At 69.9% G+C, this 23,753-nt stretch carries 20 protein-coding genes; 14 read left to right on the top strand and 6 right to left on the bottom strand.

Features of this window, described 5'->3' with window-relative positions; all coding sequences use genetic code 11:
- The first annotated feature begins 4 nt into the window (after positions 1–4).
- Complete coding sequence (locus ACSRUE_RS21470) at positions 5–5,035, top strand: CARDB domain-containing protein (protein WP_441292620.1); 5,031 nt, start codon at positions 5–7, stop codon at positions 5,033–5,035.
- 542 nt (positions 5,036–5,577) lie between these two features.
- Positions 5,578–5,847 (top strand): hypothetical protein, encoded by a 270-nt coding sequence (locus ACSRUE_RS21465; RefSeq protein WP_437766046.1) that lies wholly within the window; start codon positions 5,578–5,580, stop codon positions 5,845–5,847.
- Positions 5,848–5,902: 55 nt separating this feature from the next.
- On the opposite strand, the gene ACSRUE_RS21460 is transcribed toward ACSRUE_RS21465, so the two are convergent.
- Together ACSRUE_RS21460 and ACSRUE_RS21455 are read right to left on the bottom strand one after the other, a co-directional pair.
- Positions 5,903–6,661 carry an SDR family oxidoreductase gene (locus ACSRUE_RS21460; RefSeq protein ID WP_441292619.1) on the bottom strand — a complete coding sequence of 253 codons (759 nt, stop codon included), beginning with the start codon at positions 6,659–6,661 and terminating at the stop codon, positions 5,903–5,905.
- Between the two features lie 162 nt (positions 6,662–6,823).
- The gene (locus ACSRUE_RS21455) at positions 6,824–7,858 is read right to left on the bottom strand and encodes a zinc-dependent alcohol dehydrogenase (protein ID WP_441292618.1); all 1,035 of its coding nucleotides are present in this window, start codon (positions 7,856–7,858) and stop codon (positions 6,824–6,826) included.
- A 136-nt stretch (positions 7,859–7,994) separates the two neighbouring features.
- Here ACSRUE_RS21455 and ACSRUE_RS21450 point away from each other — a divergent pair, with 136 nt between their 5' ends.
- On the top strand, positions 7,995–9,512 hold the full coding sequence (locus tag ACSRUE_RS21450; protein ID WP_441292617.1) for a xylulokinase: 1,518 nt from the start codon (positions 7,995–7,997) through the stop codon (positions 9,510–9,512).
- 107 nt (positions 9,513–9,619) lie between these two features.
- On the opposite strand, the gene ACSRUE_RS21445 is transcribed toward ACSRUE_RS21450, so the two are convergent.
- From ACSRUE_RS21445 to ACSRUE_RS21435, 3 genes are all read right to left on the bottom strand, one after another.
- On the bottom strand, positions 9,620–10,534 hold the full coding sequence (locus ACSRUE_RS21445) for a hypothetical protein (protein WP_437766042.1): 915 nt from the start codon (positions 10,532–10,534) through the stop codon (positions 9,620–9,622).
- 211 nt (positions 10,535–10,745) lie between these two features.
- A complete protein-coding gene (locus ACSRUE_RS21440) occupies positions 10,746–12,104 on the bottom strand; it encodes a serpin family protein (RefSeq protein ID WP_441292616.1) in 1,359 nt (452 codons plus the stop codon).
- A gap of 291 nt (positions 12,105–12,395) precedes the next feature.
- Positions 12,396–13,811, bottom strand: coding sequence for a serpin family protein (locus ACSRUE_RS21435; protein ID WP_441292615.1), 1,416 nt, complete (start codon positions 13,809–13,811; stop codon positions 12,396–12,398).
- 297 nt (positions 13,812–14,108) lie between these two features.
- Here ACSRUE_RS21435 and ACSRUE_RS21430 point away from each other — a divergent pair, with 297 nt between their 5' ends.
- The 11 genes from ACSRUE_RS21430 to ACSRUE_RS21380 all read left to right on the top strand — a co-directional run bounded on the left by ACSRUE_RS21430 (position 14,109) and on the right by ACSRUE_RS21380 (position 22,763).
- A complete protein-coding gene (locus tag ACSRUE_RS21430; RefSeq protein ID WP_441292614.1) occupies positions 14,109–14,510 on the top strand; it encodes a type II toxin-antitoxin system PemK/MazF family toxin in 402 nt (133 codons plus the stop codon).
- An 82-nt stretch (positions 14,511–14,592) separates the two neighbouring features.
- Positions 14,593–15,333, top strand: coding sequence for a HEAT repeat domain-containing protein (locus ACSRUE_RS21425; protein ID WP_441292613.1), 741 nt, complete (start codon positions 14,593–14,595; stop codon positions 15,331–15,333).
- 55 nt (positions 15,334–15,388) lie between these two features.
- Positions 15,389–16,717, top strand: coding sequence for a hypothetical protein (locus ACSRUE_RS21420; protein WP_441292612.1), 1,329 nt, complete (start codon positions 15,389–15,391; stop codon positions 16,715–16,717).
- An 87-nt stretch (positions 16,718–16,804) separates the two neighbouring features.
- On the top strand, positions 16,805–17,269 hold the full coding sequence (locus tag ACSRUE_RS21415) for a MarR family winged helix-turn-helix transcriptional regulator (RefSeq protein WP_441292611.1): 465 nt from the start codon (positions 16,805–16,807) through the stop codon (positions 17,267–17,269).
- 75 nt (positions 17,270–17,344) lie between these two features.
- A complete protein-coding gene (locus tag ACSRUE_RS21410; protein ID WP_441292610.1) occupies positions 17,345–17,884 on the top strand; it encodes a carboxymuconolactone decarboxylase family protein in 540 nt (179 codons plus the stop codon).
- Between the two features lie 443 nt (positions 17,885–18,327).
- Positions 18,328–19,758 (top strand): SPFH domain-containing protein, encoded by a 1,431-nt coding sequence (locus ACSRUE_RS21405; protein WP_441292609.1) that lies wholly within the window; start codon positions 18,328–18,330, stop codon positions 19,756–19,758.
- Between the two features lie 283 nt (positions 19,759–20,041).
- Positions 20,042–20,458, top strand: coding sequence for a DUF6210 family protein (locus tag ACSRUE_RS21400; RefSeq protein ID WP_441292608.1), 417 nt, complete (start codon positions 20,042–20,044; stop codon positions 20,456–20,458).
- A 167-nt stretch (positions 20,459–20,625) separates the two neighbouring features.
- Entirely contained in the window at positions 20,626–21,033 is a 408-nt protein-coding gene (locus ACSRUE_RS21395) for a VOC family protein (protein ID WP_441292607.1), read from the top strand.
- Between the two features lie 183 nt (positions 21,034–21,216).
- Complete coding sequence (locus ACSRUE_RS21390; RefSeq protein WP_441292606.1) at positions 21,217–21,900, top strand: hypothetical protein; 684 nt, start codon at positions 21,217–21,219, stop codon at positions 21,898–21,900.
- A 36-nt stretch (positions 21,901–21,936) separates the two neighbouring features.
- Positions 21,937–22,158 (top strand): hypothetical protein, encoded by a 222-nt coding sequence (locus tag ACSRUE_RS21385; protein WP_441292605.1) that lies wholly within the window; start codon positions 21,937–21,939, stop codon positions 22,156–22,158.
- A gap of 266 nt (positions 22,159–22,424) precedes the next feature.
- Positions 22,425–22,763 (top strand): hypothetical protein, encoded by a 339-nt coding sequence (locus ACSRUE_RS21380; protein WP_441292604.1) that lies wholly within the window; start codon positions 22,425–22,427, stop codon positions 22,761–22,763.
- A gap of 50 nt (positions 22,764–22,813) precedes the next feature.
- Here ACSRUE_RS21380 and ACSRUE_RS21375 read toward each other — a convergent pair whose 3' ends face one another.
- The gene (locus ACSRUE_RS21375) at positions 22,814–23,341 is read right to left on the bottom strand and encodes a hypothetical protein (protein ID WP_441292603.1); all 528 of its coding nucleotides are present in this window, start codon (positions 23,339–23,341) and stop codon (positions 22,814–22,816) included.
- Positions 23,342–23,753: the final 412 nt, after the last annotated feature.

Raw genomic sequence — 23,753 nt, 5'->3', positions numbered from 1 at the left:
TCTGGTGCGACGGGCGTGCTTCGTGTTCGGCATGCTGGCGATGACCGTGGGGTGCGGGAGCAGCGGACCCCCTGACGATCCCGAGCCGATCGGGGCCGCGACCGGGGCGCTCACAGGCGACGAGCCCGACCTCGTGATCTCGAGCGCGAGCGCGCCGCCCAGCGTCCTGCCAGGCGGCTATTTCACGACGTGGGTCACTGTGTGCAACCAGGGCAACTCGGCGAGCTACAGCACCCAGGTCGAGGTGAGTCTGTCGGACGACGACATCATCACACCGTCGGATCCCATCACCGGCTATGCGCCGCTGGGGTATCTCGACGCGGGGCAATGCGTCGAGCTCGGCGTCCAGACCGCCGCGGCCGTGCCCGATGGCGCGTACACGCTCGGCGTCGTGGTGGACTCGTTCGAGCAGGTGATCGAGCTGTCGGAGACCAACAACGCGGCGGTCGCAGGCGAGATCGGCATCGGCTACGGCCCGGATCTCATCGTCTCGGCCGTGAGCGGCCCCCCGAGCGCGCCCCCCGGCGGCGGCTTCGAGGTCCAGGCCACGGTGTGCAACCAGGGCACGACGCCGAGCCAGAGCGCGCTCGTGGATGTGCTCCTCTCGCCGGACGCCGCGATCGAGCCGTCGGATCACCTCCTCGGCGGCATTCCGGTTCCATGGCTGGATCCTGGCCAGTGCGAGTCGGTGATCATGCCCGCCAGCGCCAGTGTCCCCGAAGGCGTCTATCATCTCGGCGCGATCGCGCACGAGAACGGCTGGTACGCGGAGCTCATCACGTCCAACAACGCGCTGGCGGGCGGGCTGCTCGGCGTCGGCTACCAGCCGGACCTCGTCGTCTCGGCGGTGAGCGGGCCGCCGAGCCAGGGGCCCGGCGCCTGGTTCGACGCGTCGGTCACCGTCTGCAACCAGGGTACGCAGCCGAGCTACGGCGCCGACGTCGACCTCCTGCTCTCGCCCGATGGCGAGATCACGCCCGCCGATTTCCCGATCGGAGCCGGCCATGTGCCCTACCTGAGCCCCGGACAGTGCTTCTCCACGACCATCCCCGCAAACACGTACGTGCCCGACGGCGCGTACACGCTGGGCGCGATCGTGGACGCCCCGGACTGGGTCGTCGAGCTCATCGAGGCGAACAACGCCGCGGCGGGCGGCGTGATCGGTGTCGGCTACCAGCCGGACCTCATCGTGTCCTCGGTGAGCGGGCCGCCGAGCGCGATGCCTGGCGGCATCCTCGACGCCTCGGTCACCGTCTGCAACCAGGGCACGCAGACGAGCTATGGCAGCGACGTGGAGCTGTACCTCTCCTCGGACGGGATCATCACGGCGAACGACGTGCCCATCGGCGTCGATGCGGTGCCGTACCTCGATCCGGGGCAGTGCACCACGCGAACGCTCCACGTGGGCGCTTACGCGCCTGAGGGCGCCTACCACCTGGGCGCGATCGTCGATCGGTACGGCAGCGTCCCCGAGCTCATCGAGAACAACAACGCCGCAGCTGGCGAGGTGGTCGGCATCGGCTATCGGCCAGATCTCATCGTCACCTCGGTGAGCGCCCCGCCGAGCGCCGTTCCGGGCAGCGGCTTCGACGCCGCCGTCACCGTCTGCAACCAGGGCACGACCCCGAGCTACAGCGCAGCCCTGGAGCTGCGCCTGTCAGCCGACGACAACATCACGGGGACCGACCCGCCCGCCGGCGGCGCCCAGACGCCGTACCTGGATCCGGGGCAATGCGCCGCCGTGACCGTCCTTGCGAGCGCTTACGTGCCAGACGGCGCCTATCACCTCGGCGCGATCGTCGATCTGTACGACTGGCAAGAAGAGCTGAACGAGGCCAACAACGCCGCGTCGGGCGGGCTGTTCGGCGTGGGCTATCTGCCGGATCTCATCGTCTCGGCGGTGAGCGGGCCGCCGGTCGTCGTGCCCGGCAGCGGATTCAGCGCCTCCGTCACCGTCTGCAACCAGGGCACGACGCAGAGCTACGGCAGCGACATCGCCGTGGTGCTCTCGTCCGATCAGGCGATCACGCCGTTCGACGCGCCCGCGGGGGGCGGCCATGTGCCCGGTCTGAGCCCCGGGCAGTGCGCCTCCGTCGCGGTGCCCGCGAACGCCTACGTGCCCGACGGCGCCTATCACCTCGGCGCCGTCGTGGACCCGGGCGGCTCGCTCCTCGAGCTCATCGAGACCAACAACGCGGCGGCGGGCAGCCTGATCGGCGTCGGCCATGGCCCCGACCTCCTCGTCTCCGCCGTGAGCGGGCCGCCGAGCGTGTTCCCCGGCGGCGGTTTCGACGCGTCGGTCACCGTCTGCAACCAGGGCACGCAGACGAGCTACGGCACCCACGTCGAGCTGCGCGTCTCCGCGGATGCGACGGTCACGACCGCCGACTTCCTCGCCGGCGGCGGTCCTGTGCCCTACCTGGATCCGGGCCAGTGCGCCACCGTGACCTTCCCGGCGAGCGCTTATGTGACCGAGGGCGCCTACCACCTCGGCGCGATCGTCGACCCGCAGGGCTGGGTCCCCGAGCTCATCGAGACCAACAACGCGGCCTCAGGCGCTCCGATCGGCATCGGCTACTTGCCAGACTTCACCGTCGCTTCCGTGAGCGGCCCGCCCAGCGTCCTGCCGGGCAGCGGCTTCGACGCGGAGATCACCGTCTGCAACCAGGGCATGACCCCGGGCTCCAGCATGGTGGAGCTGCGCCTGTCCGCCGACGCCACGATCACGGAGGCCGACGCGCTCGCGGGCGGCGCGCCGACGCCTTACCTGGATCCCGGCCAGTGCGCGGCCGTGACGATCCCCGCCAGCGTGTATGTGGCCGACGGCGCCTATCACCTCGGCGCGCTCGTCGATCCGTACGACTGGCAGCCCGAGTTGATCGAGACCAACAACGCGGCGCCGGGCGATCTGATCGGCGTCGGCCACGCGCCGGATCTCGTCGTCTCCGCCGTGAGCGGGCCGCCGAGCATCATCCCTGGCGGAAGCTTCGACGCGTCGGTCACGGTCTGCAACCAGGGCACCCAGCCGAGCTACGGCACCCAGGTGGAGCTGCTGCTCTCCGCGGACGCGACCCTCACCATGGCGGATTCCCCTGCTGGCAGCGGTCCGGTGCCGTACCTGGATCCGGGCCAGTGCGCCGCCGTGACCTTCCCGGCGAGCGCGTACGTGCCCGACGGTGCCTATCACCTGGGCGCGCTCGTCGACCGGGACAACTGGGTTCCCGAGCTCATCGAGACGAACAACGCCGAGGTGGGCGCCGTGATCGGCGTCGGCAACTGGCCCGACCTCATCGTCTCCTCGGTCAGCGGCCCGCCCAGCGTCCTGCCGGGCAGCGGCTTCGACGCTTCCGTCACCGTGTGCAACCAGGGCACGCAGCCGAGCTACGGGGTCGACCTCGAGCTCTTCCTGTCGAGCGACGGCGCGATCTCGCCCGCGGACATCCACGCCGGGAGCGGCTATGTGCCCGGCCTGAGCCCTGGACAGTGCACCTCCGTGCTCGTCGCTGCGAGCGCCTATGGGCCCGACGGCGTCCACCACCTCGGGGCGATCGTGGACCCGGGCGAATCGCTCGTCGAGCTCATCGAGACCAACAACGCCGTGGCGGGCAGCGTGATCGGCGTCGGCTTCGGGCCGGATTTCATCGTCTCCGCCATGAGCGGGCCGCCGAGCCTCGCCCCCGGTGATAACTTCAACGCCGAAATCACCGTCTGCAACCAGGGCACGCTGGAGGGCTACGGCGGCGACGTGGAGCTGCGCCTCTCCTTGGACGCGACCATCACGACGGCCGACTTCCTGGCCGGAAGCGGGCCGGTGCCGTACCTGGCGCCGGGCCAGTGCGCCACCGTGACCTTTCCGGCGAGCGCTTACGCGCCTGACGGCGCCTACCACCTGGGCGCGCTCGTCGATCCGTACGGCTGGACTCCCGAGCTCATCGAGACCAACAACGCCGCGGCGGGCAGCGTGATCGGCGTCGGCCATCGACCGGACCTCATCGTGAGCGCGGTGGAGGGCCCGGCCAGCGCCTTGCCAGGCAGCAGCGTCGACGCCGAGGTCACCGTCTGCAACCAGGGCACGCAGCCGAGCTACGGCAGCGACGTGGAGCTGCGCCTGGCGGCCGGCGACCAGGATGCTGGCACCGGTTTCTTCGCCGGAAGCGCGCCGGTGCCGTACCTGGATCGTGGCCAGTGCACGGTCGTGACCGTCCCCACCTACCTGGCGGCGCCCGACGGCGCCTATCGCCTCGCCGCCGTCGTGGACCCTTTCAGCTCGATTCAAGAGCTCATCGAGACCAACAACACCAACGCAAGCGGCGTGTTCGGCGTCGGCTACCGGCCGGACCTCATCGTCTCCGCGGTGGAGGGCCCGTCCAGCGCCCTGCCAGGCAGCAGCTTCGACATCGTCGTTGCCGTCTGCAACCAGGGCACCACCCCGAGCGGAGGTACGAGCGTCGATGTGCTGCTGTCGTCGGATGCGACGGTCACGCCCTCCGATATCCATATCGGCAGCAGCTGGGTCCCCGGGCTGAGCCCTGGCCAGTGCGAGAGCGTCACCGTGGCCGCCGGCGCCTACGCTCCCGACGGCGCCTACCACCTCGGCGTGATCGTGGACCTGAACGGCCCCGTCCAGGAGCTCATCGAGACCAACAACGCCGCCGCCGGCGAGCTGATGGCCATCGGCCACGGCCCCGATCTCGTCGTCTCGGCGGTGAGCGGCCCGCCGAGCGTCACGCAGGGCAGCCTCTTCGACGCCTCGATCACCGTCTGCAACCAGGGGACGGCCCCGAGCTACGGCACCATGGTGGAAGTCCGGCTGTCCGCCGGCGCGACGATCACGACGGCCGACTTCCTCGCCGGAGGCGCCTGGGTGCCAGGCCTCGCCGTAGGCCAGTGCGAGAGCCTCGTCGTCCCCGCTGACACCTACCTCCCGGTGGACACCTACACCCTCGGGGCCATCGTGGACGCCTACGGCGAGGTCCCCGAGCTCCTCGAGGGCAACAACGCCACGGCAGGCGGCGAGCTCGTCGTCAGCTTCTGATCATCGCCTCGGCTCGCTCCGGAGCGCAGCACGGGTCGTTCGCGCTCGCGACGACCATCGAGGGGGAAAGCATCGTGACAAGACCTCCCCGCGAACGAAGAGGGTACAGAGGAAGCGGGGGAAAATCACTTCGTCACCACCCCGCGGACCCCGGAGCCAAGTCGACCCCCTCCGACGCGCGCCATGATGGGGCCGAGGTAGCCCAGGCGCGCCGGATTCATTCGATTTACACGACCTGTGGCAGACGCTGTGCGCGCTTCTCTTCATCCTCCTGGCTCGCAAGGCGCAGTCACCGCCGAGACCGCACCCCCCGCCGGCGGCGACGCGGCAACTAAAGTGTTCTGCCACTCCCGCACGGGACTTCCATGTCCCTCGATTCCTGTGTAAATATGCCAGATGCTGTCGGCGCTGGATGTCGAATCGCCGCCGGCAGGATCTCCTGGTTGCCAGCAACGTGTGACCTTGCCGTGAAAGGTGTTTCAATGAATCGAGGATCGTCTTCGAGGCGTCTGTCCAGGAGCCGCGTCGCGAGCTCCCTGTCTGTGCTTCTCTGCGTGCCCGTGGTGGCGCTCGCGCTCGCCGGTTGCGGCGGCACGGAGCCCTCCACTTCGTCCGAGTCCGACGAGTCCACGCCGGACCGAGACGAAATCATGAGCTGGGAGGAGTTCCAGGCGAACGTTTACCGCGACCCGCAGCGCGGGGTCTACCTCATCGACGACGAGCAGGGGCTCGACGACGCGGAGCTGCGTGTCGTCTACGAGCGCTATGTCAAGACCGGGGCGCTCGTCGTGAAGCCGCTCGGACGGCGCTGACCACGCCCCGCAGGGATACGATCGATGGATCGCTTGGAGCGTCCCACCGGATGCCTCACGCCGCGCCGGCCAGCGACAGGGCGAGCCAGTCGTCGAAGCGCGTCGGCATGACGCGCGCGCCGTCGCCCGGGGTGAGCGATCGATCGTCGATCCGGAGACCGAAATAGGGCGCCTCCGCGTCGGCGATCACCTCGCGGCGGTCCTTCTTCGCGCTCAGGTACTTGCCGACGAACTCGGCGAGCGGGCGCCTGTCGGGGCCGGCCACCTCGAGGATGCCATTCACGGGCGCCCCGAGCGCGACGTCGGCCAGGGCCTCGGCGACGTCCTCGGACGCGATCGGCTGCAGGTGCGCCGACGAGAGGCGGACCCGCTCGGCGTCGGCGCTGGAGCGCGCGATGCCGTCCATGAACTCGAAGAACTGCGTGGCCCGCAGGAGGGTGTAGGGGATCCCGGAGGCCTCGATCAGCGCCTCCTGCGCCATCTTCGCGCGAAAATAGCCGCTGCCGAGCATTCGATCGGTGCCGACCACCGAGAGCGCCACATGATGCCTGACGCCCGCGGCGGCCTCGGCGGCGAGCAGGTTGCGGCCCGAGGTCTCGAAGAAGGCGAGGACCGCCTTGTCCTCGAACGACGGCGAGTTCGCCACGTCGACCACGACCTCGGCCCCTGCGAGCGCTCCGGCGAGCCCCTCGCCCGTGAGGCTGTTGACGCCCGTGGACGGCGACGCCGCGACGACCTCATGGCCCCGCTGGCGGAGCCTGCGCACGAGCTTCGTCCCGATCAGCCCGGTTCCACCGATAACCACGATCTTCATGTCTTTCTCCCTTGTCGATCACGCGAGCGACCGGTGCCTTGCTCCTGTGACCCCGCGCTCGCCGTCACAATGACGAAGTGGGTCTAGCTCGTGTGACAGGGATCGAAGGGAAGAAGGAGATCCGCGCTGCCTCGCCTGGAGATCCCGCGCGGCGACCCCCGATCAGAACGGCGTGTCGCCTTCGCCCGGAACGATGATCGACTTCAGCGCCCCGTCCTGGCAATCCGCCTGCAGGCGGAAGCCCATTTCGGCCTCGGACAGATCGAACCGGTGGGTGACGATGGACTCGACGTCCACCGCCCCGTCGGCGACCAGGCGGATCGCCCGCGGGTACACGTGCCCCATGCGCCGGGAGAACTTGATCTTCAGCCCCTTGCGGCGGCACAGCGCCGCCGGCAGCGAATAGCGATCGCCCTCGGGGATGCCCGCCAGCAGGATCCGCCCGCCGATGCGCGCGGCCTCGGCCGCGTGGTGGAAGCCCTCGGGCGAGTTCGTCGCCTCGATCACGAGATCGACGCCGCGGCCGCCCGTCCACTCCGCGATGGCCGCGAACGTCGGCGCAGCGTCGTGCGCGCCCAGCCGGCGCGCGGCCTCGGCCCGGTACGCGACAGGGTCGACCGCGAAGACGCGCGCGACGCCGGCCAGGCGCGCGAGCTGGACCAGGCACAGCGCGATCGGCCCGCACCCCAGCACCGCCACCGTCTCCTGCAGGTGGGGCCGCGCCAGGTCCATCGCGTGGATCGCGACGCCCAGCGGCTCCAGCATCACGGCCTTTCGCACCGAGAAGCTGCGGGGGACCGGCACCAGCTGCTCGGGGCGCACCGCCAGCCGCTCCGCCATGCCGCCGTGAAGCGGCGGCGCGCCCAGGAACTCCACGTGCGGGCACAGGTTCACGTGGCCGCGGTGGCACCACTCGCAGCGGCCGCAGGCGTGCGCGGGGTCGACGGCGACCAGCTGCCCCCTCGACAGGCCCAGCGCCGGGTGGTCGTCGACGACCCAGCCGGCGAACTCGTGCCCTGGCACGAAGGGGGCCCGGACCTGCGCCGCGCCGATCCCGCCCTCCAGGTAATAGTGCAGGTCGCTGCCGCAGATCCCGCAGCCCGCGACCTGGATCGTCACCATGCCCTCGCGCGGCCGCGGAGGTTCCACCTCGCCGAGCCGGACATCGCGGATGCCGTGAATGAAGGTTGCGCGCACCGTTCCAGTCTCCCTTTCAAGACGCCGCCGGCTCCCCGGCAGGGCCGCGCTGGACGATTGTGCCGGCGCGATTCCCTACTGTAGTCTGCGCCCGTGATCGCTTGTCAATCCTGCGTTCCGGGGCGCTGACGGCGCCATGTCGGCCGACCTCGTTCTCGGCATCGACCTGAGCACCACCGCGGCCAAGGCGGCGGCCTTCGACGTCCAGGGGCGCTTGCACGCCGCCGGCCGGGCGCCGCTCTCGCTGGCCCGGCCGGCTCCTGAGCGATTCGAGCAGGATCCCCGGGACTGGTGGGCTGCCCTGTGCCAGGCGGTCGCCGGCGTCACCGCCGCGGTGGACCCGGGCCGCATCGCTGGCCTCGCGATCGCGCACCAGCGCGAGACCTTCGCCTGCCTCGGTCCCGACGGCGAGCCGCTCCGCCCCGCCATGCTCTGGCTGGACGGCCGCGCGCGCGGGCACCTCGGCGCCGTGATCGACCGCATCGGGCAGGACCGCCTGCGGGCGCTGTCCGGCAAGGCCGCGGACTTCGGCCCGGCGCTGCCCAAGATCGCCTGGCTGGCCGGCGAGGAGCCGGAGACCCACCGCCGCACGGCCCTCTTCTGCGACGTGCAGGCGTACCTCGTGCAGGCGCTGACCGGGCGCGCCCGCACCAGCTGGGCGAGCGCCGACCCGCTCGCGCTCTTCGACATCGGCGCGCACCGCTGGTCCGAGGAGCTCTGCGCCGCGGCCGGCATCACGCCCGACCGGCTGCCGGAGGCGCTCCCTCCCGGCGCGCCGCTCGGCGCTGTGTCGGCGGCCGCCGCGGCGGCCACCGGCCTGCGCGAGGGCACGCCGGTGCTGGCCGGCGGCGGCGACGGCCAGATGGCGGGGCTCGGCGTGGACGCTCTGGACCCGCGGCGCGCCTACCTGAACCTGGGCACGGCGGTGGTCTTCGGCGTCTTTTGCGCCGAGCCGCGGCAGGACCCGGCGTGGCGGACCATGACCAGCGCCTCCGGCCGCGGCTACGTGCTGGAGAGCAGCCTGCGCAGCGGGGCGCTGCTCTCGGACTGGTACCTGCGCCGCCAGCTGGGCGTCGATCCGCGCGACGGGGCCGCGATGGCCGCGTTCGAGGCCGAGGCCGCGTCGCTGCCGCCCGGCAGCGGCGGCCTGCTGCTCTTGCCCTACTGGGAGGGCGCCATGAACCCCCACTGGGATCCCGACGCCCGCGGCGCGATCCTGGGCCTCACGGACGCGCACGGGCGCGGCCACGTCTACCGCGCCCTGATCGAGGGCGTCGCGCTCGAGCAGGCCCTGGTGCTGGACCTGATGCGGGGCGCGGCCGGGATCGAGGTCGCGGAGTTCGCCGCGGTCGGCGGCGTGGCCGCGAGCGACCTCTGGTGCGCCGTGATGGCCGACGCGACGGGCGTCGCCATCGAGCGGTCCGAGACGGTCGAGGCGGCGTGCCTGGGCGCCGCCATGTGCGCGGCCGCCGGCGCCGGGCTGGTCGGGAGCATCGAGGCGGCCGCGCGGGCGATGCGCGGGACCGCCACGGCGACGTTCCATCCCGATGCCGCGCGCCGGGGGCGCTACGCGGCGCTGCTGGGGATCTACCGCGACATGTACCCGCAGCTCTCGGGACTGCTGCGCCGCCTCTCGGCCTTCACGAGGGAGTAAGTGCGCCCCCTCGCCGCAGGGCGCATTCCGCGGCAGCAGACCCGCGCCCAAGGAGGCGCCGCTGCCGACGCCCGCGACCTGGGCAGCCCGTCGTTGGCCGGTATGGCTCAGCTCAGACCGTCGAGCACCTCGGCCAGCGACGCGGCGACGATGGCCCGCTCATGCCATCGCTCCAGAGTCTCCGGATCCTTCTCGGCCAGGATGCGCTCACGCGCCACGTCCGGCACGGCGATGCCACGAACCCTGAGCGCGGTCAGCACGGCACGCGCCGCCTCCTCGGCGCGGCCTTCTTTCCGCTCCTCGGCCCGGAGCTTCCGCTCGTATTCCTCGAACCACGCCCGGATCTCTGCGCTCACATCGTCCTCCTCGTCCGTCGTCGGCTCATGGCTTGTGAACCGGAAGTGTACCAGCAGCGGCGTGGCGACGCTCTTCTCCCAGGCACCGTGCGGCAGGGCCGCCAGATCCGCCAGCGCCTCGCGAAAGCGGCGGCCTGACCCGAGCAGCCGCAGCAGCAGCGTGGCACGCGTCCGGGGCAGCTCCGCGAGCACCACCACGCGCATTGCCAGGCCCGGCACAGCCTGGTAGACGCCTGCCTGCGCCGGCTTGAACCCATCAGCGTCGAGCACCGTCTCAGGACGCCCCCGGCTGACAACGACCAGCGCGGGAAAGTCCACCGTCGGCTGTAACGGCGCCTCGGCATCGTCGTCCGGCACGACGGAGCCGGCTGCGGCGCGGGCGCGACGTTCGAGCTCGTGGTGCCACGTCAGCTGCTTGCGCAGGCACCGCCGGACCAGCCGCAGGCTCGGCGTGCCGTGGAACGGCTCGAACAGGCTCGGCCCCGTCGAGAGCTCGCCGAGCAGTCCCATCCTGACGCGCTGAGCCTCCCGAGCAGGATCGGGCACGCAGTAGACGTCGATCTTCTGGGTAGCCGCCAGCACCTCGACCTCGGTTTGCACCGCCGATACGAGGCTCAGCCCATCGCGCAGCAAGTTCTTGGAGAACTGGTCGGAGCGGTTGTGCATCGGCGCGCGACCCTATAACCCGTGATCGCGGCGCGGGCCACCATCTATGGAGCCAGAGAGTCGAATCGAAGAATCGGCAGATTCGACGCGATATTCGAGCGACGCCCGTAATGACGCATGAACCGACCTGCACTTACCGATACGTCGAACCAATCGTGTGAGAACCTGCAGCGCGAGGGCGATCTCAGAAGTGCGTATGCCTCACGTCTCCTCAGCGCGCTGTCGGATCGCTGACGCGCCCCGCGAAGAGGAGCGCCCCCGTCGGCAGGTCGCTGATGAAGAAGAAGAACGGACGGTCGAGGACGATCGCCACCGGCTCGAGGAAGATGCCCGCGCCCGCGGAATTCTCGGCGACGAGGACCGCCGTCGCCGCCGCGGCCTCGGTCCCGGCCTCGTCCACGCCGATGACCGCCTTGTGGATGACGTCCTGGATCTGGAGCCCTCCGCCCTTGATGATGCCCGAGAAGTCGGCGCTGCCGCCAAACGCGACGTCCATGCCGAGATCCATGAGCGCCTTCTTGAGAGGAGCCGAGGTGCCGAACGAGAACTTCGGCATCGTGATGTCGACCGACCGTGACTGCAGCGAGGCGATGATCGTCTCGAGCCCCTCGCCGTCGAGCGACTCCGCCAGCGCGTCCGCGTTCCCCTCGGCAGGCAGGACGAGGAACATCGAGACAGGGGTGCCCGCATAAGGGATCTCCACCGCTTCCCAGCCGTCGCCGGCGCCGTAGCGCGTCTCCTGTGTGCCGTGCATCATCTGGGCGGTGACGCTCGTGCCGTCGCCGCGCTGGAACGCGCCGGGCTTCGTCGCGTCCTCGTTGAACGGCGTGTGCCACGCGGCGTCGAAGTAGATGGCATTGGTGAGCACGACGCGCGTATCCTGGGTCACGCTGCCGTGGAGGAGCTCCGGAATCATGCCCTCCGTCTGGTCCTTCACCCACGCGTTGATGAGGCCCTCGGCCTCCTCCGGGGCATCGAAGTCGGCGAGCCGCACGCGCGCCCCGTAGCTCTCGCCGAGCACCGTCAAGAACGGCTGCTCGAGCGCGAGATCGACGTGCGACCAGATCGCGTTGGCCGTGTGGAGCCGGAAGCCGCCTCCCTCGACGTTGCTGGAGCCCTCGGCGCGCTTGTGGAGCTCGAGATCCACGTAGTTGAACGCCGGGTGCAGCCGCTCCTGCGGGAGCTCGAACCGCATCGTCGCGGCCATCGCCTGCTCCGTGGTGGTCCGCGCGCCCGCGTACGTCATGGCGAGCGCCGTCGAGATGCTGTAAGGCGAGTAGACGACGTTCCCGTTCGCGCTGGGGATCGCGCGGCCGAGGTCGAACGCGAAGCTCGCGTTGTTGCGCGCCAGCAACACCCGATCCTCCTCCGAGACGACCGGGCTCTCGATCCGCGCCGCGTTCGAGGGCAGCACGCAGCCCGCCTTCTTCTCGAAGCACTCGACGGGAGCCTCGGGCGAGTCGCCCCCTCCCCCGCCCTGATCCGAGCCGCCTTCGCCCTGGCCTGGGCCGCCGCCTCCCGTGCCCCCAACCTGGGCCGAGCTGCACCCCACCAGAGCTGACATAAGCATGGTCGCCAAGAGAATCGTTGTTCGCATGGCGCAGGCGGACTGCAGGCAGCATGCCAGAGCGCCTCCCCGCGGGAAAAACGCGACTTTGGCCTGAAGGACTGAGCGCAGCGGGGGAATCAGAGACAGATTGCGCCACGATGAGCCGCATGTCTAGCCCGAGAGAGAACCGGGATATGCGGGTGGCGGCGAATTCATGGCTCGGCGGGATCGATGAGTCTGTGCCACTCCTTGCCAGACACCGGGGTGTCATGGCGAGGAGCTCTTCCGGCGCCCGAGGGGCTTCGTTTCACCTCAGTGTGCTGTCGGATCGTTGACGCGCCCCGCGAAGAGGAGCGCCCCCGTCGGCAGGTCGCTGATGAAGAAGAAGAACGGCCGGTCCAGCACGATCTCCGCGGGCTCGGGGAAGAAGCCCGAGCCCGTGGCGCCGATGAGGACCGCCGTCGCCGCCGCGGCCTCGGTCCCGGCCTCGTCCACGTCGATGACCGCCTTGTGGATGACGTCCTGGAGGAAGAGATCTTCGCCCGGCTCGACCGGGAGCAGCCCCGAGAAGTCGGCGCCGGGGCCGAAGGCGGCCCCCATGCCGAGCTCCGTCAGCGCGCTCTTGAGAGAGGCCGAGGTGCCGAACGAGAACTTCGGCATCGTGATGTCGACCGACCGCGACTGCGTCGAGGCGATGATCGTCTCGAGCGCCGCGCCGTCGAGCGACTCCGCCAGCGCGTCCGCGTTCCCCTCGGCAGGCAGGACGAGGAACATCGAGACAGGGGTGCCCGCATAAGGGATCTCCACCGCTTCCCAGCCGTCGCCGGCGCCGTAGCGCGTCTCCTGTGTGCCGTGCATCATCTGGGCGGTGACGCTCGTGCCGTCGCCGCGCTGGAACTCCCCGGCCTTCGTCGCGTCCTCGTTGAACGGCGTGTGCCACGCGGCGTCGAAGTAGATGGCGTTGGTGAGCACGACGAGCGTCTCCGGGGTCACGTTCTTCTTGAGGAGCTCCGGAATCATGCCCTCCGTCTGGTCCTTCACCCACGCGTTGATGAGGCTCTCGGCCTCGTCCGGGGCATCGAAGTCGGCGAGCCGCACGTGCGCCCCGTAGTTCTCGCCGAGCACCTTCAAGAACGGCTGTTCGAGCGCGAGGTCGAGCTGCGACCAGATCGCGTTGGCCGTGTGGAGCCGGAAGCCGCCTCCCTGGACATTGCTCGAGCCCTCGGCGCGCTTGTGGAGCTCGAGATCCACGTAGTTGAACGCCGGGTGCAGCCGCTCCTGCGGGAGCTCGAACCGCATCGCCGCGGCCATCGCCTGCTCCGTGGTGGTCCGCGCGCCCGCGTACGTCATGGCGAGCGCCGTCGAGATGCTGTAAGGCGAGTAGACGAGGTTCCCGTTCTCGCTGGGGAGCACGCGGCCGAGGTCGAGCGCGAAGCTCGCGTTGTTGCGCGCCAGCAACACCTGATCCTCCTCGGAGACGACCGGGCTCTCGATCCGCGCCGCGTCCGACGGCAGCACGCAGCCAGCCTTCTTCTCGAAGCACTCGACGGCCCCGCCGCCCCCTCCCTGCCCCGAGCCGCCCTCTCCCTGCCCCGAGCCGCCCCCTCCCTGCCCCGAGCCGCCCTCTCCCTGGTCCGGGCCACCGCCGCCGCTGCCGCCACCCTCGTTCGAGCTGCACCCCGCGAGAGCCGACATGAGCACGGTCGCCAAGATAATTGATGTTCTCATGATGCCAGGGTATTGCAGTCTGCGTGCCAGAGCGCCTTTGCGCCGAAAATCGCACGTTTGTCCCGGGGAGACGCGCACAGCCGGCAAACCTGGAGCAGACTGTGCCACGATGAGCCGAACGCGGCGCTCACGGGTGAGCCGGGACGAGCCGGTGATGACGCAACCGCTGGATCGGTGGGGTCGATGTGCCTGTGCCGCCTTGCCAGACCCCGTGGTGTGCTGGGAAGATCGTGCCGCACGAGCGCGGTTGCGCCGAGATGCGCCACGGACCATCCTTCGTGCCGGCGCGCGAGGCACATGAAGACGGACGCAGGCGCAGGAGAACCGACAGGCACGCGCTCGGCGCGGATCGATCGCGGCGACGTGTTCTGGATAGGGCCCGATGACTCGCGGGGGCCTGTCCCGAGCTACTCCCATCCCCATGTGGTGGTCCAGGACGACGTCTTCAACCACTCGCGCATCACGACCGTGGTCGTGTGCGCGCTGACGTCGAACTTGCACCGGGCGAGCGAGCCTGGGAACATCCTGCTCGACGTGGGCGAGGGGAACCTTCCCAGGCAGAGCGTCGTGGTCGTGTCGCAGATCTCCTCGGTCGAGAAGGCCCGCCTGGGCGAGCGGATCGGGTCGCTGTCCGACGCACGGGTGGATCAGATCCTGGCCGGCCTGCGCTTCCAGCAGGCGTCGTTCTTCAGGCGGTAGCGAGGGGGTGCACCTCATGGGGCAGGTCGACTTCATCGCGGCTGTGGCGTTGTGCGAGCGCGGCTTCTGGGGAGAAGGATGAATGGCTCACCGCGGTGGTCCGGAGGACGCTTTCAGGACGAGGCTTGCCCAGGATCGGGCGCGCATCGAGGCGGCGCTCGAGCGGCTCTCGGGGGAAGAGCCGAAGCCTGAGCGGTTCCTGATCGCGCTGGCCGAGGCGTGGGGCCGCCCGGTTCACCATCGGAATTGTTTCGGCAGGTGGCTGCCGCCGGTTGCCCCGACCGAGCGTGGCGTGAAGAGCGCTGCGCGCTGGGTGGCTGCGTCCAATCCTAACGTCCAGCGAGCCGCCCTCTCTGCCCTCGAGAAGGCTGGGGCGGCTGCGCAGCCTGTTCTGGGTACGGTCGCCGATGCCCTGACGAGCAAGGAGCCCGTCGTGCGGCTCGCCGCAGCCCGCGTGCTCGCGCGCGCTGCGCCGTGTCCCGAGCAGGCTCCGGCGCTCCGTCGTGCCCTCTCCGACGAGCTGTTCACCGTGCGCTGGCTGGCGGTGGAGGCGCTCGCGCGCAGCGGCGACGAACACCCGCTGGCGCCCGTCCTTGCGGCGTCGCGTCCACGGCTCGACGCCTGGCTCGCTGCCTATCGGCTCGATGGCTGGCTGCGCGCGGTCGCCGCCCTTGGCCGGGATGCGTCCGCGCTGTTGCCCGAGCTGAACGAGCTCCTGGACCGAACCTCCGGGCCCAGCCGGAGCGACACGTCGTGGCACGAATCGAGTTTCACGATCGAGCGGCTCGTACGGGAGCTTCGTGCGAACCAGGCTAACCCCTGAACGAGTTCATTCCCGGGCACGCGAGGCCATGCCAGCGCCTCGGTCCATGGACGACATGACCACGATCCGACGACCAAGCGCCTGTCTGTGGACCGCCGTGCTCGCGCTCTCCGCTGCCGGTTGCGGAGGCGTGGCGGGCACCTCCGCCGCCAGCATGCCCTGCCCGCCCCCCACGCCGCCTCAGGCGGCCTCGTCGGTCGATTCCGCCGGCAAGCCTGGCCGCACGAAGCTCAGCGTGGCCCTCGTCCCCTGGATTCCAGACGCCGCCGGCGATGACTTCGCGTCCCTGCGAACGATGATCGAGAACGGGTTCGAATCGCAGCATGCGGCGATCGATCTCGACCTGCGCCTCGTCAAGTCCGATGACAGCTACCACAATCCGACGCGCCTCGCAGGATGGCTCGCGTCCGGTCGCTACGATCTCGTCGAGATCGACGCCGTGGTGCTGGGGGATCTGATCGACGCCGACGTCCTCGAGCCGTGGCCTTCCGTGCCGGAGCGCGACTACCTTGCCGCAGCCAGGTCGGCCAGCACCGAGATCGACCCAAGTGGCAAGTCCGTCTGGTGGGGTGTACCCCATCTCAGCTGCGGGTTCTTCCTGGTCACGAGATCCGAGAAGCTCGACGCCGCTTCCAGCATCGCCGGCCTCGTGAAGGCCGCGCGCGAGAGCGGGAAGCCCCTCCTCGGGAATTTCGCGAGCAGCTGGGATCTACCCGCCCTCTACCTGGACGCACGTGTCGACAACGGGCTCGATGCCACGAACCCGCTGGCCCTGAGCAACGCCGTGAAGCCGCCCCTTCACGCCGGCAGCACAGCGGCGCTCAAGCAGCTTGCCGAGCTCTGTCGGCAGCGTGACAGGAACCCTTGCATCGACGGCACGTACGACGAGACGCTGGAGGGTCCGGTCGAGGAGTTCGTGAAGGGCAACGCGATCGGCTACTGGGGATACAGCGAGCACCTGCATCGGACGGTCACGCTCATGAAGGCGCACGGCGTGCCCGTCGAGGGGCTGCGCGTGTCGACGATCCCGCTCGGTACCAGCGCCACGCCCCTCCTGTTCACCGACGCCTTCGTGCGGCGCAAGGGATGCTCCGGCGACCCAGCCTGCAACGCCGCGGCCGCCGCGTGGGCGGAGTTCATCACCCGCGACGATGTGATGCGTGATCTCCTCATCTCCAGGGACGCCGGGCCGGCCGCTGTGCCGCGCTACCTGTTGCCGGCCACGAGCTCCGCGTTCCAGGCCGAGCCGATCGCCAGGGACGCCATCTACGCGAAGCTCCGTCCTCTGGCCCAGTCGGGGAGATCCTTTCCGTCGCACGCGTCGATGTACGAGCGGCGGGGCGTGCTCGCGCACCTGCTCGAGACCCACCTCGCGGCGCGCTGAGGCATGTCGCTCGAGAGCCTGGTCGACCCGCAGCGGGCCGCATTGGTTGTATTGACAACCAAATCCTTTGCGGTAGGATCGGCCATCATGCGCGACCAGTTCACGGCCGACGGGGGGATCGTCCTCGACAACGCGCTCAGCTACTGGGTGGCGCGCGTCTATCTCGCTTCCCGCGCCGCGATGTACCGGCGCTTCCGCGCGCACGGCGTCGAGATCACGCCCGAGCAATGGATGGTCCTCGTCCGCCTGTGGGAGCAGGAGGGCGTCACGCAGACGCACCTGGCCGAGCGCACCTTCCGAGACGTGCCCACGATGAGCCGGATCCTCGCGCTCATGGAGCGCGACGGGCTGGTCGAGCGCCGGCTCGACCCGACGGACCGGCGCGCCCGGCTCGTCTACCTCACCGCGCGCGGGCGAACGCTGCGCAAGGCCCTGTCGGGTGAGGCCATGGCCCTCGTGGACACGCTGCGCGCCGGCATCCCGGAGGACGATCTCCTCACGACCCGGCGCACGCTGCAGCGCATCCTCGCGAACCTCGAGCCCGAGGCCTGAAAGGTGCCCCGCCGTCCGCGGGGCCTTCTTCACCTCCAATTACTTGCATAGACAACCAATTCAGGAGACACCCGCATGAGCCAGACCGCTGCTTCCCCTCACTTCCCTGCGCACACGCTCGACACCGCGCCCGCGGCGGCCCGCCCCGCGCTGGAGCGGACCTCGCGGAAGTTCGGCTTCCTGCCGCTGCCCTCCGCGCGCTTCGCGACCTCGCCGCTCCTGGTGCGCGCCTTCGACGAGCTCCTCTCGGTCTTCGAGGGGGCCACGCTCTCGCCGGTGGAGCGTGAGGTCGTGGTGATGGTCGTCGCCGGCGAGAACGGCTGTGATCTCTGCCGCACGATGCACCGCGGGCTGCTCCTCCGCGCCGGGGCTTCCCCCGAGGTCGCCGCGGCGCTGTTCGAGCGAAGGCCGGCGCCCGACGCGCGCCTCCAGGCGCTCGCGGCGTTCACCGAGGCGACGCTGCGCGAGCGGGGCCAGGTGCCGGACGCCGATCTCGACGCCTTCCTCCGCGCGGGCTTCACCGCCGAGCAGGCCCTGGAGGTGATCGTCGGTATCGGCACAACCACGCTGTCGACGTTCGCGAACCGGATGACCCGCACCCACGCGCTGCGCTGATCGCGACAGAAGCGCGGGGCTTGAGAGCGGAAGCGCTGCGGTGATCTCACGTTGGCCTCCTCGACAAGGCGGAGGAAGCGTCAGGTACGCTAGCTCTCCACGACAGAAGGATTCGAGGTAACAGATGTATGACTGCGCCCGTGGTTCGACGACATGTCGTCGGCGCAGTCGCCAGCGGATGCCGCAAAGAACGTGCTCTGGATCTGCACGCAACCCGCCGAGTCGACGCGCGTAATTTATGGTGAGCTCGTACAGCACCGCCGGATGATTCCCTGGTTATGAGGTAACAGCGCTCCATCCTGGACCGGCGCTGCGCTCCATTCCGGATCGGCGTCTCGTCTATCGCGGGTCGCCCGTGCCCGGCGCGGCCCCGGAACGCGTCGTTCACCGTGTCTCCTGCCTGGCCCGCTTCCTGCGAAAGCCGTTCTCGCGAGGTAGAGGTCATGACGCACATCGAGCAACGCAGGGTCATCATCCACGAGAACGGCGTGCCGGGCGGCGCCGCGGCGGTCCTCCACGCGGACGATCACGGGACCGGGGCGGCCGGTCGCGGGCGGTACGATCAGGGCTGGCCCGCCGGCAAGCCGGCCGAAGATCCAGAGAAGCTCAAGAGATGGGGCCGTGTCAGCGCCAAGCCGAGCGAGTACCTGATTCACATGCGGCGGGGTAGCCTCCGGCCCACCTCCGGTCAGGGCGCCTCGTGCTTCAAGCTCCCGGGCGACAGCGTCGCCATCGTGCCGACCACGGTCCAGAAGCTCCAGTTCACGGCCGACCAGGTCACCCTCGAGAAGGTCGGCGTGGAGATCACGGGGCTCGCCGTCTACCGCATCGTGGAGCCGCTCATCGCGTTCCGGATGCTGAACTTCTCGTTCCCGGAGCGCGCGCAGGAGAAGCTCGAGGCGCTCCTCGTGGACATGTTTGCGGGCGCCGTGCGCCGGCTGGTCGCGAACCTCTCCGTCGAGGAGTGCCTGACGCGGCGGAAGGAAGGGCTCGCCAGCGAGCTGATACGAGAGATCGTGCCCGTCGTCTCCTGGCGCGGGAGCGCCGAGGACGCCACCGACAAGGGGTGGGGCGTCCTCATCGATACCATCGAGATCCAGGACGTGCGCATCCTGTCTCCTGCGGTGTTCGGCAACCTGCAGGCGCACTATCGCCAGGAGCAGGAGCGGAAGGCCAGGGAGGCGTCGCTGCTCACCGAGCGCGCGGTCCGGCAGGGCGAGGCCGAGGCGCAGCGCGCGATCGAGCTGACCAGGCTCTCCGCCGAGGTCGAGCTGCGCACGCGACGCCAGGAGACCAGCGAGAAGGCCCGGCTCGAGGAGCTCGCCTCCGAGGCGCGGCTGAAGGAGACGCGGCTGGCCCACGAACAGCAGATCGCGGCGCTCACGCTGAAGGCCGAGATCGAGAAGACGACGCTCGAGGCGGAGGCGGCGGCGGCGCGCCACGCGGCGAAGATGGCCGCGAGCGCCCATGAGATCGACCTGCTCAGGCAGCGCGCGGCGATCGCGGGCGCGCGCCGGCTCGTGGCCGAGGCCGAGCTCGCCATCGCCGAGATCGAGGCGAGGAAGGCGCGGCTCACGCAGGAGATCGAGCTCGACCGCGCGCGGGCGCTCCGGGAGATCGAGAACACCGTGTCGCCGGAGGTCATCCGATTGACGGTCGCGCAGCAGATGCCGGCGCTCGCCGCCGCGTTCCAGCAGCGGATGGGAGAGGTGCACGTCACGGCAGTCGATGGGGCGAACCCGTTCGGTTACATCGCGGCGGCCGTGGAGGGGGTGATGGGGCTGGCTCGCGCGGCAGGGCTCGAGGTGCCGCCGGCGCGCGCGCAGAAGGCGGAGCTGACCGAGGAGAGCGGGCTGGACAGCAGCCGGCGTTGAGCCCGGCGCCGTTGTCGCGCGATCCTGGCGCGGAGCCAGGCGGGCCGGGACAAGGCTGCAGCCCCCCTGGGAGGAGCCGGATCCAGCGACGCGCGACACACGCGCGCCTGAGCGAGTCGCTGGACAGGTACGGCATCGGGCTGCTGTGATTGCCAGCCTGAAAGACAGCAGGATCTACCAAGGACGACACTCCACGGCCCGTCGCAATCAGCACCGACGAGCGGCGGCGATCGACGCCGCTGCGCGGCGCGGCTGAGGCGCAGGCGTTCGGGAGGCGAGGACGATGAACAAGATCATCAGGCTATACGACGCAGGCCTCGGCCTGCTCATCCCCTGCCCGAGCGGGGTCATCTACTCGAACCAGACCTGCGGGAACATTTGCATGCAACCCGAGATCGAGGGCGTCTTCGTTCCGCTCGACGCCGAAGACGGGTGGCGCTCCCTCGCGGCGTACTTCGAAGGACCGAAGTACATGGGCAGCGGCGCGATGCTCGGACTCGACCAAGAGGACGCGGATGTCGTTGACCGCGTCCTGCGCGAGTGTCGCATCCTTGGCATCGTGACCGACCGGGCGCGTCTCGTAGACTCGCACGAGGCGTGGGTGCACGTTGTGATAGAAGGCGAATCGGACTGGAGCCCTTTCACCGGGTTCGGACCGTACCCGCGCGCTGGGATTCTCACCTGGCCCAACTCCGATTGAGGCCGCGCGCTCGCCGAGCGCGAGCTGCTCGGCGGCGAGCGCCAGGCAACTCTTGTCCTCGGTAGTCTTCGGCTGTCCGCTCAGCGCCGCTCTCTCCGGCGCGTCCGTGCAGGCCGTCCCGCGCGTTGTCGCTTGCCACGGACAACCGCAAGAGGTACCTCGCACCCATGCCCAAGGACGCCAGAGTCTTCGTGTTCGATCACGTTTCGGTCGGTGTCGAGAATCTCGAGCGTGCTGCGGAGTTCTACGACGCCTGTCTGGCGCCGCTCGGTCTTGTCCGGCTCTCGCAAAACGCCCGTCACGTGGCGTATGGGCCCGAGGGATACGAAGCTGAGCCGCCCTTCGCCATCGTCGCGTCCGGTCCTGACGCGAAGGCACCGGGTCGTGGCTTCCACCTCGCCTTCGTTGCCCCGAGCCGCGAGGCGGTCGATCGCTTCCATGCGGAGGCCCTCAGCAAGGGCGGTGTCGACGAGGGGCCGCCCGGCGTTCGCGAGAACTACGATCCCGGCTACTACGCGTCGTTCGTTCGCGACCCCGACGGCCACCGGCTGGAGGCGGTATTGCACGAACGTTGACGGTGCGGCCATCGGCCGGCTCGATCGCCATGGTGACGTCCGCCAGCCGCCCCCGACGTGTGGTCGCATGCGCGGGGCTGCCGAACAAACCGCTGCTGCGAATGGCGCGCCGAGCCTCGCTGCGCTCGGCACGGCGCCCCGCGGTTCAGCCTCCACTGGACGTCGCTTGCGCACGAGCCGCTCGTGGATCGCCTCCGCGCCATCCTGCGTGCAGGGGATGAGGCGGAGATCGCATGCAATCCCCGGCTCTCGGGGACCTCGTCGGCGGCGTGCGAGGCATCCGGCACGGCCGCCGTCCTGTCCGCGCTGGAGATTGCGCTCCCGTCGGAGCTCGCGGGGCCCCTCGTCGTTCCGCTGGACGGGAGAGAGACGCGCGTCGCGGTCGACGTCTGGCTCGCCATGACCGAGGGAGAGCAGCCGATCCTCGATACGGTGGCGCTTCGACGCGACCACCCCCCGCCGCCCGGCCTCGAGCTGCGGCGATCGTGGACGCCGGTGCTGGGCGAGTTTGGACGGTATGAGCTCTCGAACGGAAGCGACGAGCCGATCAGCCTGGGCGACATGTGGCTCGAGACGTCGCGCACCCACGAACGCTGGGACTGCTGGGCCTGCGGCAACGTCGGACCCGCGCCGCCGCCGCTCCGGCCGGGCGAGACCGGGTATCTCAGCATGCACCGATCGAGCGGCGCCCACGGATGCTCGCCGCCCGAAACCGCGAAGCCTGGCACCCTGCACCGCTACGTCGTTCGCTTGATCGGCGCCTCGAGGCCGATCGAGGCGCCGCCCGGATCGTGGCCGATCCGGCCGCCGCGGCTCTCGGAGCGCCGGGTGTACGAGCTCGTGGACGAGTTCGAGCTCGAGTCATGATAGAAACGGACGAGAGAGGTCGCCAGGCGCCGGATCATGTACGTAGAGAACAAGCGCAGCGGGCTCTACGGCGGCGTCGTCCACATCGACGAGGACGCCAGGGTCGAGTACTGGACGCGGATCCGCGAGCGGCCCGACCTCGCCGGGGAGCTCACCGAGTACCGCGCGGGCGCCTCGACGCGGACCGCCGGCACCACGCGCCGCAACGACGCTCATTTCACGGGAGAGAATCATGTCGTCTGTCGTTCTCTTGGGTGATTCAATCTTCGACAATGGTTCGTATACCAACGGCGAGCCCGATGTCGCCTCGCACCTCCGCGCTCTCTTACCCTCCTGGCGAGTCACCCTGTGTGCGGTCGACGGTACGACCACCTCTGATATCGGCCCCCAGCTCGACCGAATACCGAAGGACGCGACCCACGTCCTCCTCTCGCTTGGCGGGAACGACGCGCTCTCGAACGCCGACATTCTCGGACGGCCCTGTCCGGTCGACGGCCGAGGCTCTGGACATATTCCGCGAACGCGTGGACGCGTTCGAGCAATCCTACTCGTGGGCGCTCGAGGCCGTCGTCGCGCTCGGACGACCCACGACTGTCTGCACGATCTACAACGGCAACCTCGCTCCCGGTGAGGCGGAGCGGGCTCGCATCGCCTTGATGACGTTCAATGACGTCATCCTCCGTCAAGCTTTCTCTCGCGCGCTCGACGTCGTCGACCTCCGCCTTGTCTGCTCGGAGGTGGGGGACTTCGCGAACGCCATCGAGCCGTCCGGCGCCGGCGGCTTGAAGATCGCGCGGGCGCTCGTCCGCGCCCTGGGCGCCGCCGCAGTCCAGAAGCGAGCGACGACCGTGACCGCCGGCTGACAAGCTCGTTGCGGCTGCGCGAGCCGACCGCCGCTTCGGCTCGGCGCCAGTCAGAAGGATCTCATTTCAAACCCGCCCTCACCGTCAAAGCGGGCGAGGAGCACACGGGCCGTGCCGGGGCGCAGCGCCCGCACGAGCGTGGTCTGGGCTTCGCGTAGACAGCACAGCAGCTCCGGTTCCACCTGACCGTGACGCGCCTCGGCCCGCGCGATCCCGGTCCCGTCGCGCCGTCGCTCGATGCGGAGGAATACCTCGCCGCGTCTACCTCCCTGGATGATGCACCCACGGATGAGCTCGCGGTACGACTCCGTCGAGACATCCGTCGCGCCAGCTGTGTTCTCTCCTGTGGCGACCGAGAGCCAGCTTCGCTCAAGCGCGGCGGAGTATCCATACGCCTCGGCAGGAGATACGTCGTAGGCGGCGTCGCAGAGCTGCTCGCGGCTATAACACGCCGCCAGCTCCGACGACGGCCGTCCCCACGCCAAGCACGAGCGCATGGTGCAGGAAGGGGCAGCGCGCACGAAGAACGCCCCGTCACCCCCGATGAGCTCCTGCACCAGCTCCAGACGCGCCGGCATCCCTGTTCTGGGAGGCCCCGCCCGATCGCGCGCCCGGAACAGCTGCTCGCGCTCCTCCGGATCTGCCGGTATCAACGTTCCAGGAGCAGCCGCGGCGGAGGTTACGAGGATTGCTCCATGGACGAGCGCCGAAACAACGACGGCGAGCGCACACGCGTCTGGTTTGAGGCCGCGCCCGGCGGCTCGGGGTGCAGGCGGTGCGCTTGGAGGAACAGGCGAGGGGCTCCGATAGGGACCGCTCCCCCGAGGGGGTACCACGTCTTCCACCTCGTGAACGACACCTCGAGGCGCGCCAGGTTCCAGATCGGACGCGATCGGCCGAACGTCAGGGGGAGATCCTCGATACGGAGCCCACCAGAAGGCTTCCTTCGCAGCTCGCGCGCGGCCGACACCACCCTACCCAGGCACTGCC

The sequence above is a fragment of the Sorangium sp. KYC3313 genome (assembly GCF_052075895.1).
Lineage (GTDB): Bacteria > Myxococcota_A > Polyangia > Polyangiales > Polyangiaceae > Sorangium > Sorangium cellulosum_B.
This window is presented reverse-complemented; position numbering and strand designations above follow the sequence as displayed.

Excerpts from the sequence above, each read along its gene's own strand:
- ACSRUE_RS21400 (WP_441292608.1), top strand. The coding sequence starts at position 20,042 with ATGAACAAGATCATCAGGCTATACGACGCAGGCCTCGGCCTGCTCATC.
- ACSRUE_RS21385 (WP_441292605.1), top strand. The coding sequence starts at position 21,937 with ATGTACGTAGAGAACAAGCGCAGCGGGCTCTACGGCGGCGTCGTCCAC.
- ACSRUE_RS21375 (WP_441292603.1), bottom strand. The coding sequence starts at position 23,341 with ATGCCGGCGCGTCTGGAGCTGGTGCAGGAGCTCATCGGGGGTGACGGG.
- ACSRUE_RS21425 (WP_441292613.1), top strand. The coding sequence starts at position 14,593 with ATGGCTCACCGCGGTGGTCCGGAGGACGCTTTCAGGACGAGGCTTGCC.
- ACSRUE_RS21435 (WP_441292615.1), bottom strand. The coding sequence starts at position 13,811 with ATGAGAACATCAATTATCTTGGCGACCGTGCTCATGTCGGCTCTCGCG.
- ACSRUE_RS21445 (WP_437766042.1), bottom strand. The coding sequence starts at position 10,534 with ATGCACAACCGCTCCGACCAGTTCTCCAAGAACTTGCTGCGCGATGGG.
- ACSRUE_RS21440 (WP_441292616.1), bottom strand. The coding sequence starts at position 12,104 with ATGCTTATGTCAGCTCTGGTGGGGTGCAGCTCGGCCCAGGTTGGGGGC.
- ACSRUE_RS21460 (WP_441292619.1), bottom strand. The coding sequence starts at position 6,661 with ATGAAGATCGTGGTTATCGGTGGAACCGGGCTGATCGGGACGAAGCTC.
- ACSRUE_RS21430 (WP_441292614.1), top strand. The coding sequence starts at position 14,109 with ATGAAGACGGACGCAGGCGCAGGAGAACCGACAGGCACGCGCTCGGCG.
- ACSRUE_RS21410 (WP_441292610.1), top strand. The coding sequence starts at position 17,345 with ATGAGCCAGACCGCTGCTTCCCCTCACTTCCCTGCGCACACGCTCGAC.
- ACSRUE_RS21420 (WP_441292612.1), top strand. The coding sequence starts at position 15,389 with ATGACCACGATCCGACGACCAAGCGCCTGTCTGTGGACCGCCGTGCTC.
- ACSRUE_RS21395 (WP_441292607.1), top strand. The coding sequence starts at position 20,626 with ATGCCCAAGGACGCCAGAGTCTTCGTGTTCGATCACGTTTCGGTCGGT.
- ACSRUE_RS21405 (WP_441292609.1), top strand. The coding sequence starts at position 18,328 with ATGACGCACATCGAGCAACGCAGGGTCATCATCCACGAGAACGGCGTG.
- ACSRUE_RS21415 (WP_441292611.1), top strand. The coding sequence starts at position 16,805 with ATGCGCGACCAGTTCACGGCCGACGGGGGGATCGTCCTCGACAACGCG.
- ACSRUE_RS21450 (WP_441292617.1), top strand. The coding sequence starts at position 7,995 with ATGTCGGCCGACCTCGTTCTCGGCATCGACCTGAGCACCACCGCGGCC.